Origin of the sequence: Xenophilus sp. (genome assembly GCF_044462705.1) — a bacterium.
Taxonomy (GTDB): Bacteria; Pseudomonadota; Gammaproteobacteria; order Burkholderiales; family Burkholderiaceae_C; genus Xenophilus; species Xenophilus azovorans.
The window spans coordinates 1-10,495 of sequence record NZ_JBIQNC010000173.1 but is presented as its reverse complement, the minus strand read 5'-3'; the positions used below and the strand labels follow the sequence as shown (position 1 = coordinate 10,495).

The 10,495-nt window shown below is 68.8% G+C and carries 10 protein-coding genes; 2 read left to right on the top strand and 8 right to left on the bottom strand.

Annotated elements, in window-relative coordinates:
- Position 1: 1 nt before the first annotated feature.
- The 8 genes from ACIY1X_RS20550 to bfr form a co-directional block, all read right to left on the bottom strand.
- Positions 2-682, bottom strand: a complete 681-nt coding sequence (locus tag ACIY1X_RS20550; RefSeq protein WP_399684142.1) for a Fe2+-dependent dioxygenase — start codon at positions 680-682, stop codon at positions 2-4.
- Between the two features lie 92 nt (positions 683-774).
- Positions 775-3,057 (bottom strand): catecholate siderophore receptor Fiu, encoded by a 2,283-nt coding sequence (locus ACIY1X_RS20545; protein WP_399684140.1) that lies wholly within the window; start codon positions 3,055-3,057, stop codon positions 775-777.
- A 227-nt stretch (positions 3,058-3,284) separates the two neighbouring features.
- Positions 3,285-4,667 (bottom strand): sulfite reductase subunit alpha, encoded by a 1,383-nt coding sequence (locus tag ACIY1X_RS20540; RefSeq protein WP_399684137.1) that lies wholly within the window; start codon positions 4,665-4,667, stop codon positions 3,285-3,287.
- Entirely contained in the window at positions 4,664-5,680 is a 1,017-nt protein-coding gene (locus ACIY1X_RS20535; protein ID WP_399684135.1) for an FAD:protein FMN transferase, read from the bottom strand. The genes ACIY1X_RS20540 and ACIY1X_RS20535 overlap by 4 nt, the downstream gene beginning before the upstream one ends.
- Positions 5,681-5,706: 26 nt before the next feature.
- Complete coding sequence (locus tag ACIY1X_RS20530; protein WP_399684132.1) at positions 5,707-6,513, bottom strand: DUF4198 domain-containing protein; 807 nt, start codon at positions 6,511-6,513, stop codon at positions 5,707-5,709.
- A 32-nt stretch (positions 6,514-6,545) separates the two neighbouring features.
- The gene (locus ACIY1X_RS20525) at positions 6,546-7,079 is read right to left on the bottom strand and encodes a DUF2271 domain-containing protein (protein WP_399684129.1); all 534 of its coding nucleotides are present in this window, start codon (positions 7,077-7,079) and stop codon (positions 6,546-6,548) included.
- Positions 7,080-7,111: 32 nt separating this feature from the next.
- On the bottom strand, positions 7,112-7,768 hold the full coding sequence (locus ACIY1X_RS20520; RefSeq protein ID WP_399684126.1) for a PepSY-associated TM helix domain-containing protein: 657 nt from the start codon (positions 7,766-7,768) through the stop codon (positions 7,112-7,114).
- A 188-nt stretch (positions 7,769-7,956) separates the two neighbouring features.
- Positions 7,957-8,433, bottom strand: a complete 477-nt coding sequence (bfr, locus tag ACIY1X_RS20515; protein ID WP_038209517.1) for a bacterioferritin — start codon at positions 8,431-8,433, stop codon at positions 7,957-7,959.
- 244 nt (positions 8,434-8,677) lie between these two features.
- On the opposite strand from bfr, the gene ahpC reads away from it, so the two are divergent.
- Positions 8,678-9,241 (top strand): alkyl hydroperoxide reductase subunit C, encoded by a 564-nt coding sequence (gene ahpC / locus ACIY1X_RS20510; protein WP_038209457.1) that lies wholly within the window; start codon positions 8,678-8,680, stop codon positions 9,239-9,241.
- Between the two features lie 187 nt (positions 9,242-9,428).
- The coding region (locus tag ACIY1X_RS20505; RefSeq protein ID WP_399684123.1) for an FAD-dependent oxidoreductase at positions 9,429-10,495 on the top strand (1,067 nt) is incomplete at its 3' end.

Below are 10,495 nucleotides of genomic sequence, written 5' to 3'. Positions count from 1 at the left end.
CTCAGACCTCGGCCCACATGCGCAGGAGGTTGTGGTAGCTGGCCGTCAGGGCCAGCGTCTCCTCCGTCTCGCCGACGCGGGCGCGCAGCTTCTGCAGGGCCTGGTCCATCTCGAACAGCAGGCCGCGGCGGGTGTCGTCGCGCACCATGCTCTGCACCCAGAAGAAGGAGCACACGCGCGCGCCCCGCGTGACGGGGTGGACGCGATGCAGGCTGCTGGAGGGATAGAGGATGAGGTCGCCGGCCGGCAGCTTGACCTCGTGCGCGCCGTAGGTATCGACCACCTCCAGCTCGCCGCCTTCGTAGTCCTCCGGTTCGCAGAGGAACAGCGTGCAGGACAGGTCGGTGCGCAGCTGGAAGCGGGTGCCCGGCACGTTGCGCACCGAGCCGTCCACGTGCAGGCCGTAGGTCTCGCCGCCCTCGTAGCGGTTGAACAGCGGCGGCACGAAGCGAAACGGCAGGGCGGCGGAGAAGAACAGGGGATTGTTCAGCAGCGCCTGCACGATCACCTCGCCGAACTGGCGGCCCAGCGGCGACATCTCGTCGAGCTGGCGGTTGCGCTTGACCTGTGCGCCCTGCGGGCCGACGGTGGCACGGCCGTCGACCCACTCGGCCGCATCGATCGCCGCGCGCATCTCGCGCACCTGCGCGGGCGTGAGCACCTGGGGGACGTGCAGCATCATTGGCGGATCACCTCGTTGTCGAAGAAAAAAGCCCCGCCGGGCGGGCGGGGCTGCAGTGTCGCACCGCGCTGCGCGGTGCGGCTTGCGCGGGATCAGAACCGGAAGTTGGCGCTGAGCATGGCCGAGCGCGGCGTGCCCATCGTGTAGCGGTTGCCGGCGTTGTTCAGGCGCGCGATGTAGAACTTGTCGGTCAGGTTGTACAGGTTCAACTGGATCGACACGTTCTTGTTCACCTCGTAGCCGATCATGGCGTCCCACACCGTGTAGCTCGGCACCGCCGGGAAGAAGGTGGTCGGGGTGATGGCGGCGTTCGAGGTGGAGCGCGGCTGCGTCGAGACGTAGCGTGCCCCGCCGCCGATGGTCAGGCCGAAGGGGAAGCGGTAGCTGGTCCACAGCGAGGCGCTGTTCTCCGGCGTCCAGCGGAAGGAGGCGCCGGTGTTGGAGGTCGTCCCTTCGAGGATCTTCGTGTTCAGGTGGGTGAAGCTGGCGATGACCTGCCAGGCCGGGGTGATCTGGCCCACCGCGCTCAGCTCGAAGCCCTGCACGCGCGACTTGCCATACACCTCCATCTCGCCGGTCAGCTCGTCCAGGCGGGCCAGCTCGTTTTTGTTGGTGGTGCGGAAGATCGCGCCGGCCAGGCTCAGGTGCCGGTCCAGCACGTCCCACTTGGTGCCGACCTCGATGGTCTTGGCCTTCTGCGGGTCCATGCTGAGGTTGTTCACGTTGGCCGCGGTGGTCGACGACGGGAACGAGAAGTTGCTCCCCGGCGGCGTTGCGCTGGTGGAGTAGGCGGCATAGATGCTGCCGTTGGGCGCGGGCTTGTAGACCAGGCCGATCTTGCCGGTCAGCAGGTTGTCGGAGGCCGACTGCGCGGCGTTGACGGTGCGCAGGCCGTTGGCTGCCGGGGCCGCCAGGTTGTTGTAGCTGGTGCGGTAGTGCTCGTAGCGCAGGCCGCCGGTCAACTGCCACTGCTCGTTGAACTTGATGGTGTCGAACAGGTAGGCGGCGACCGTGGTGACCTGGCCGTCGCTGGTGGCGCCGGTGGGCAGCACCGGCACGAAGGCGCGGTGCACGTTGGGCAGGTACAGGCTGTTGTAGGCCAGGTACGAACTGCCCGAGCGCACGCCGTTGGAGGCGTTGAGCACCGCGGCCAAGGTGGTGTTGTCCTGCTGCTCGCGCACCAGTTCGACGCCGCCGGTGAGCGTGTGCTTCACGCTGCCCGTCATCAGTTCGGCCGTGACGTTGGTCTGGTTGGTCAGGATCTCGTTGCGCTGGCCCTTGCCCTGCGGCAGCACGCGGGTCTGCCAGCCGATCGGGTTCCAGATGTCGGGTGTGAGCAGGCCGCTGCTGAACACGCCGGTGAGCACCAGGTCCTGCTTGGCACGGCCCCAGCGGGTGATGTTGGTCAGCTTGACCGTGGGCGAGAAGTCGTGCTCGATGCGCGCCGTGAGCATGTCGGCATCGACGTTGTCGTGGTCGGACAGGTAGCCGTAGTAGTTGCTGGTATCGGGCTGCGGCCCGGTGCCGCCGCGCGCCGCCAGTTGCGCCAGGTAGTAGCCGGGCAGGCCGGTGGTGGGCAGGCCGCCGTCCGGGCGGTTGCGCTGGTTCATGTGCTGGTACTGCACGTACACGCGGGTTGGCGTGTTCAGGCCGAAGGCGATGGACGGCGCGATGCCCCAGCCCTTGTTCTTCACGTCGTCGCGGCCGGGAACGCCGCTGTCCTGGATCATGGCGTTCAGGCGGAAGGCCATGCTGCCCGATTCGTTGAGCACGCGGTTGAAGTCCACCGTGGCGCGCTTCTGGCTGTCGGTGCCGAAGCCCACGCTGCCGGCGATGAAGTTGGATGCCTGGGGCACCTTGCTCACCAGGTTGATGTAGCCGGTGGGCGCGGAGCGCCCGATGTCGGCGCCCGACGGGCCCTTGATCACTTCCACCGCCTCGGTGTTGAACATGTCGCGGGTGATCGAGCCGACGTCGCGCACGCCGTCCACGAAGATGCTGCCGGCGGCGTCATAGCCGCGCATGGTCACGGCGTCGCCGGTGGCGGTGTTGCCGTTCTCGCCCATCTGGAAGGTGATGCCGGAGGTGTTGCGCAGGGCCTCGGTCAGCGTGGTGGCGCCCTGTTCCTGGAGCACTTCCTTCTTGATCACGGTGATCGTCTGGGGCGTGTCCACCAGCGGCTGCGTGAACTTGGGGCTGGACACCGTCTCGGCCTTGAAGCTCTCCGCCGAATCCTGCACCTGCACCGGCGGGAGGGTGGCGGTGCCGGCCGTCTGCGCCATGCCGGGCAGCGACAGCGCCATCAGCGTGGCGGCGGCGGTCAAAGGGGGAACGGCGCGCGCGACGGCGTGCTTGCGACTCTTGATGTAAGCCATGAAGGCCCTCCTCCGGTAAAGGTGGTATTCGAGGACTCGACGTGGCTTGCGCGGCGCCCTCGCGTGAAGGAGGGGGGCTGGCTGGTCGGGGTGTGGTCAGGGAAAAGTTCGCGGCGAACCGCGAGCCGTGCGAATGATAATGACTTGCAACAGCTTCTACCTCATTTATGTGAACTGCGTCACATTTCGTTGCTGCATCGCAACACGGAGGCAGGCGAAAAGGGAGCTCAGTACACGTCGCGCCGGTAGCGGCCGGTGCGCTGCAACTCGAGCATCGTGGCTTCGCCGGCGATCTGGCGCAGCGCCGCATCCACGCCCGCCGCCATGCCCTGCAGGCTGCCGCAGACGTAGATCGCGGCATCGCGGTGCAGCCAGGCCTGGAGTTCGTCCGCGGCCCGAAGCAGCTGATGCTGCACGTAGCGTCGCTCCGGCTGGTCGCGGGAGAAGACCATGTCCAGCCGCGCCAGCACGCCGCTGGCCTGCCAGGCGCTCAGTTCGTCGCGGCAGAGGAAGTCGTGCGCCGCCTGGCGCTCGCCGAAGACCAGCCAGTTGGGGCCGGCGCCGGTGGCGGCTCGCTCGCGCAGGTGGGCACGCAGCCCGGCCAGGCCGGTGCCGTTGCCGATGAGGATCAGCGGCCGGTGCGCGTTGCCCTCCAGCCGGAAGCTGCGGTGCCGGCGCAGGCGCAGCGCCACGGTGTCGCCGAGGGTGAGCGTGGCGGTGAGCAGGCCCGAGGCGGCGCCGAGCCGCCCGTCGGGGTGGCGCTCCTGCCGGACGATCAACTGCAGTTCGCCGTCGCGCACGGTGGAGGCAATGGAATAGTCGCGCGGCCGCGTCGGATCGCTGTCCAGCCGGATCTGCGCCAGGTCGCCCGGTTCCCAGTGCGGATCGGGGCCACGCGGCGGCATGAAGCCGAGTTCGAACACCGGCCCGCCCTGGCTGCCCGGATTGAGCAGGGTGCGCGAGACCAGGCGCCACGGCGCGAAGTCGGCCGGTCCGTCGTCGTCGCCGGCTTGTGCGTCGCCGGCCTCGGGCCGCAGGCGGCGGCGCCAGTCGGCCAGCGCCGCCGGTGCGAGGTTGTCGGCCTCGATGCGCTCGAACAGCGGCTGGGCGCCCGAGCCCTGCAGCCAGGCGTCGAGGCGGCGGCCGAAGCCGCAGAACTGCTCGTACTGCCGGTCGCCCAGGGCCAGCAGCGCATAGCGCAGCGCCGCCAGCGACCGGGGCGCTGCCGCCATCACCTGGTCGACGAAGACGCTGGCGCCGTCGGGCGCGTCGCCTTCGCCGTAGGTGCTGGCGATGAAGAAGGCCTGCGGCGCGGCGGCCAGCGTGGCAGCGTCCAGCGCATTCAGCGCCAGCACGCGCACCGGCTGCCCATCGGCGTGCAGCCAGCGGGCGGTCTGCCAGGCGAGTTCCTCGGCCTGGCCCGTCTGGCTGGCATGCAGCACCAGCGTGGGCGCGGCCGCCGCGGCGTCCGGCCCCGCCAGCGATGCCGCATCGGCGGCCGCGGCGGCGGCGCGGCGGCGCTCGCGCCACCAGATGACGGCGCACAGCGCGGCATAGGCGGCCACGGCGGCGGCGGCGCCCAGCCAGCGAAGCAGGTCGGGGGAGCTCAAGTGGGGTTCGCCTGCGCTGCCGTCCAGGCCGCGCTTTCACGCAGCCGCAGCAGGCCGTCCGCGTTGCGTTCGGCAAAGAGCGCGGCCACGTCATGGCGGTCGGCGAAGGCCAGGCCTTCGTCGGGCCCCAGCACGGTCAGCACGGTGGCCAGCGCGTCGGCGTCCATGCAGGTGCCGTGCAGCACGGTGACGGCGGCCAGCGCGTGCGCGACCGGCTCGCCGGTGCGCGGGTCCAGCGTGTGCGACCAGCGCCGGCCGGTATGCTCGCGCACGTGCCAGCGGTCGCCGGAGGTGGCCACCGCGCGGTCGGAGAGCGCGATGCGCTGCGATGCGCCGTTGCCCGGATCGACCGCCACCTGCCAGGGCGGCCCGCCGGGGCGCCGTCCGGCGCCGCGCAGTTCGCCGCCCACCTCGAACAGCAGATCGTGCAAGTCCAGCGCGCGCAACGCCTCGACGCCGGCGTCCACGGCGAAGCCCTTGGCGATGCCGGAGAAATCGAGCGAGAGCCCGCCGGGCTGGATGAGCCGGCCATCGGCGTCGAAGCGCAGACGGCGCCAGCTGCTGCGCGCATGTGCGGCGGCGAGGGCCTCGCGAGGCGGCGGCGGCGCCGTGTCCGCAGCCTCCGGGCCGAAGCCCCACAGCCCCACCAGCGCGCCCACGCTCGGGTCCAGCGCGCCGTCGCTTTCGGCGGCCCAGTGCAGCGCGCGGCGCAGCACCCGGGCGAAGGCGTCCGGCATCGCGTGGGCCGTGCCGGCCGGCGCGCGGTTGAAGCGGCTGATGAAGGAGCCGGGCTCCCAGTGGCTCATCTGCGCGACCACCTCGTCCAGCGCGCCCTGCACGGCGGACTCGATCGTCGCCAGCGGCAGCATGCGCGGGTTGGCCACCCGCAGCGACCAGGTCGTGCCCATGGTGGCACCCGCCAGCCGCTGCAGGTGCGGCGGGTCGGCCGCGCGCGGCAGCGCAGGCGCGGCGTAGCCCGGCAGGCGGGCGCTGAAGTCCGGGCGGGCGGACAAGATCGGGCGGTGGCGGGCGGCGCCGCTTACGGTGCCACCTCGAGCGTCGCGGCGTAGCTCACGCGACGCTCCTTGGCCTGCGGCACGGTGGTCTTGTCGTCGCGCACGCTGGCGTCCAGCCAGTACATGCCGGCGCTCGGCCAGGTCACGCTGAACTGGCCGTTGGCGTCGGTCTTGACCTTCAGCTCGTCCAGCTTGTCGCGGTAGACGGTGTTGCCGGCGGTGACGGTCACTTCCACGTCCTTGGCGGGCTGGCCGTCCAGCAGCAGGGTGAAGGTGGATTTCTCGCCCTTGACGTTGTCAGTCGGGCTGGCTGCCGAGATCATCTCCAGGCCTCGGCCGACCGGCTTGACGGGCGAGGGCTTGCCCACCGTCACGAAGGTCTCGACGCGGCCGGCGGACTGGCTCACGCGCAGTTCCTGCGCATCGGCGGGGATCTCCTTGGCGATCGTTTCCGGCGTGCCGCGGGCGCGCTTGTTCTGGCCGGTGGCCTTGTCCTTCCAGCTGGCGAACACGCCGCTGTTGACCAGCGCGATGCGGTAGGTGCCGGGCTGGGTCAGGTTCACGTCGAACACGCTGCGGTGCTTGAGCCTGGCCTGGTTCTCGGCCTTCACGACGGCGCCGTCGGGGCCGGTGACCTGCAGGTTGTCCAGGTTGGCCGGAAAGTGGTTGGCGACGAACAGGTCGTTGGAGACGGCGCCGTCCACCGTCACCCAGTCGGGCTTGGACAGCACGGTGGTCGAGGGCAGCAGCCACTGGTTGTGGGCCTGTGCGGCGAGGGCGGCGGTCAGGGTCAGCGCGGCAGCGGCGGTGCGCAGGATGGTCTTGTGCATGATGGGACTCCTCGTCGGGTGAAAGGGGGTGTTCAGGGCTTGAGTTCGAGCTGGATCTCGCCCAGCTCGTCCTTGCCCTTGGCGCCGAACTGTTCGGCCTTGGCGGGCGGCCACTGGAAGGGCACGCTGACCACCTCGCGGCCGCCGACCTCGCGCGAGGCCTCGACCACCAGCTTGTAGCTGCCGGGCGCCAGTTGGCCCAGCGGCTTGGCGCCTTCGGTGAAGTTCAGCTGATGCTTGCCGGCGGGCTTGGTGGCGCCCGTCACGCCGTCGATCGGCACGCTCAGTTCGCGGCCGGTGCGGCGCCACCACTGGCGCAGGTCCTTCAGCCACTTGGTGCCTTCGCCCTCGGGGTTGTTGGTCTTGGTGCGGATGTCGTACCAGACGGCCAGCGTGGTGGCGACCGTGTTGTCCGGCTTCTCGATCCAGGCCGCCACGTAGGGGCGGTGGTATTCCGAGACGTTCAGGCGCGGGATCTCGATGTTCACGCCCAGGCCGGCGGCCACGGCCGGGCCGGCGAACAGCGCCGACAGCGCGATGGGAGCGAGAGGGTAGCGAAGGTGCACGGCAGTCCTTTGTGGAAGCGGGAAAACGGAGATCAGTGGATGAGCAGCAGCGCCAGCAGCAGCGGCGCCAGCAGGCCCAGGCCGACCATCGGCCAGGTGAAGGGGCGCTTGGCGGCGTGCATCTTGAGGATCAGCAGCCCGGTGACCGAGAAGATCAGCGCGGCGGCGGCGAAGATGTCGATGAACCAGCTCCACGCCACGCCCGTGTGGCGGCCCTTGTGCAGGTCGTTGAAGTAGGAGATCCAGCCGCGGTCCGTCAGCTCGTACTCGGCCTCGCCATCGGGCAGCGCGATGCGCAGCCAGGCATCGCCGCCGGGGCGCGGCAGGGAGACGTAGACCTCGTCGTCGGACCATTCGGCCTCGCGGCCCGCGGTGTCCACCTGCCACTGGGCCTGCACCCACAGGCTCACCTCTGGCGGCAGGGGCGCGCGGCCCTGCTGCTGCTGGCGCACCGCCGGCAAGGCGTTCTCCAGGCGTTCGCGCAGGGGCGGCGGCAGCGTGCCGTCGAGGCGGGTGACGGTGGGCCGGGCCTCGATCTGGCCGGCATGGTTGAGCGTGATGCCCGTGATGCTGAACAGCAGCATGCCCACCAGGCACAGCGCCGAACTGACCCAGTGCCACTCGTGCAGGGTCTTGAGCCAGTAGGCGCGTCGGGAGGAGGAGGGAAGGGCGGAAGCGGCGGGCTGCATGGGCGCGCCGGATTCTAGCCACTCAAATGAGAACGGATTGCATTTGGGGCGCCTTGGGCCCTCGGCACGGAGGCGCGGACGCGCTTGCCATCCCTGCATCGAATGCTATGGATTCGATAGCTGCAAAGTTCCGGTAAAGATATCAAGAAAAAGGCCCCGAAGGGCCTGGGCTGGTCTGCCGGGTGAGCTCAGTCCGCCTCGCCCATCTGCGACTGCAGGTAGTTGGGCAGCCCCACCTTGTCCACCAGGTCGATCTGCGTTTCCAGGAAGTCGATGTGCTCCTCGGTGTCTTCCAGGATCTCCTGCAGCAGGTCGCGCGAGACATAGTCGCGCACGGATTCGCAATAGGCGATGCCGGCCTTGAGGGTGGTCTGGGCGTCCTGCTCGGAGCGCAGGTCGCAGGCCAGGATCTCCGGCACGTCCTCGCCCACCTGGAGCTTGGCCAGGTCCTGCAGGTTGGGCAGGCCGTCGAGCATGAAGATGCGGTCCATCAGCTTGTCGGCATGCTTCATCTCGCCGATGGATTCCTCGTATTCCTTCTTCGCCAGCTTGTCCAGGCCCCAGTGCTTGAGCATGCGGTAGTGCAGGAAATACTGGTTGATGGCCGTCAGTTCGTTCTTGAGCTGCGCCTGCAGATGGTCGATGACCTGGGGGTCGCCCTTCATGTTGTTGTCCTTCATCAAAAACAGTTGCGGGCGCCATTGTCCCGACCGTGCCGGGGGCCGTACAAGTCAAGTCCCTGCGCGGGCGGTCTGCATGCGTTTGATGCTGAGACACGTTCGCACAACGCAGCCGCCGTCATAGGCGGCAGGGTCTTGATTAATAGTTGATTTCTATTGAATCAGAGATTTCAATGCATATAATCATGTCTCACCCGATTGTTCAACCTCCTCCACAGAAGGAACGCACATGTCCGTCATCAACACCGAAATCAAACCCTTCAAGGCCACCGCGTACAAGGATGGCAAGTTCATCGACGTGTCCGATGCCGACGTCAAGGGCAAGTGGGCCGTCTTCTTCTTCTACCCGGCCGACTTCACCTTCGTGTGCCCGACCGAACTGGGCGACGTGGCCGACCACTACGCCGAGTTCCAGAAGCTGGGCGTGGAGATCTACTCGGTCTCGACCGACACCCACTTCACCCACAAGGCCTGGCACGACTCGTCCGAGACCATCGGCAAGATCAAGTACACGATGCTGGGCGACCCGACCCTGGCGATCAGCCGCAACTTCGAAGTCCTGCGCGAAGACCAGGGCCTGGCCAACCGCGGCACCTTCATCGTCGACCCGCAGGGCGTGATCCAGGCGCTGGAAATCACCGCCGAAGGCATCGGCCGCGACGCCAAGGACCTGCTGCGCAAGGTCAAGGCCGCCCAGTACGTCGCCTCGCACCCGGGCGAAGTCTGCCCCGCCAAGTGGGAAGAGGGCGCCGCGACGCTCAAGCCCTCGTTCGACCTGGTCGGCAAGATCTGATCGCCTTCCCATGACCGGCCCCCGGCTGGCTTTCGGGCCCCGTGTCGACGCCTTCCCGCCCTGGCGGACGGCGTCCGCCTGAACGCGCCAGCCCGGCGGCCTCGCTTCGAGCGCCGCCCCGAGTCGAGCCCGGGGGCACCGTACCCCGGGCTCTTGTTTTTTGAATGCCAGAGAAAGAGAGATCGCCATGCTCGACGCCGCCACCAAGGCCCAACTCGCCAGTTACCTCGAACGCATCTCGCAGCCCATCGAGATCGTCGCCTCGCTCGACGACACGCAGGCCTCGCAGGAGACCCGCGCGCTGCTCAAGGACATCGCCGAGTCGTCGAAGCTGGTGACCGTGGTGGAAGACAGCTCCGCCGGCACGCCGCACCGCACGCCCTCGTTCTCCATCAACCGTCCGGGCGAGAGCAGCGGCCCGCGCTTCGCCGGCCTGCCGATGGGCCACGAGTTCACCTCGCTGGTGCTGGCCCTGCTGCAGGTGGGCGGCTACCCGCCGAAGGTGGAGCAGGCGATCCTCGACCAGATCAAGGCCCTGGACGGCGACTTCGAGTTCGAGGTGTACGTCTCGCTGACCTGCCACAACTGCCCTGACGTGGTGCAGGCGCTGAACCTGATGGCGGTGCAGAACCCGCGCATCAAGACCACCATGATCGAGGGCGGCACCTTCCAGGACGAGATCAAGGAACGCCAGATCATGGGCGTGCCCACCGTCTTCCTCAACGGCACGCAGTTCGGCTCCGGCCGCATGAGCCTGGAGGAGATCCTGGCCAAGATCGACACCAGCGGCGTGGAGCGCGAGGCCAAGAAGATCTCCGCCAAGGCGCCGTTCGACATGCTGATCGTCGGCGGCGGCCCGGCCGGCGCGGCCGCGGCCGTGTACGCCGCGCGCAAGGGCATCCGCACCGGCGTCGCCTCCGAGCGCTTCGGCGGCCAGGTGCTGGACACGCTGGGCATCGAGAACTTCATCTCGGTCAAGGAGACCGAAGGGCCGAAGTTCGCCCTGGCGCTGGAGGAGCACGTGCGCCACTACGACGTGGACATCATGAACCTGCAGCGCGCCAAGGCGCTGGTGCCCGGCGACGGACTCATCGAGCTGCAGACCGAGAGCGGCGCGACGCTGAAGGCGAAGACCGTGGTGCTGGCCACCGGCGCGCGCTGGCGCAACATCAACGTGCCGGGCGAGCAGGAGTTCAAGAACAAGGGCGTGGCCTACTGCCCGCACTGCGACGGCCCGCTGTTCAAGGGCAAGCG

Bases quoted from the DNA above. Each gene is read 5' to 3' on its own strand.
- ACIY1X_RS20545 (WP_399684140.1), bottom strand. From the start codon at position 3,057: ATGGCTTACATCAAGAGTCGCAAGCACGCCGTCGCGCGCGCCGTTCCC.
- ACIY1X_RS20520 (WP_399684126.1), bottom strand. From the start codon at position 7,768: ATGCAGCCCGCCGCTTCCGCCCTTCCCTCCTCCTCCCGACGCGCCTAC.
- ACIY1X_RS20530 (WP_399684132.1), bottom strand. From the start codon at position 6,513: ATGCACAAGACCATCCTGCGCACCGCCGCTGCCGCGCTGACCCTGACC.
- bfr (WP_038209517.1), bottom strand. From the start codon at position 8,433: ATGAAGGGCGACCCCCAGGTCATCGACCATCTGCAGGCGCAGCTCAAG.
- ACIY1X_RS20550 (WP_399684142.1), bottom strand. From the start codon at position 682: ATGATGCTGCACGTCCCCCAGGTGCTCACGCCCGCGCAGGTGCGCGAG.
- ahpC (WP_038209457.1), top strand. From the start codon at position 8,678: ATGTCCGTCATCAACACCGAAATCAAACCCTTCAAGGCCACCGCGTAC.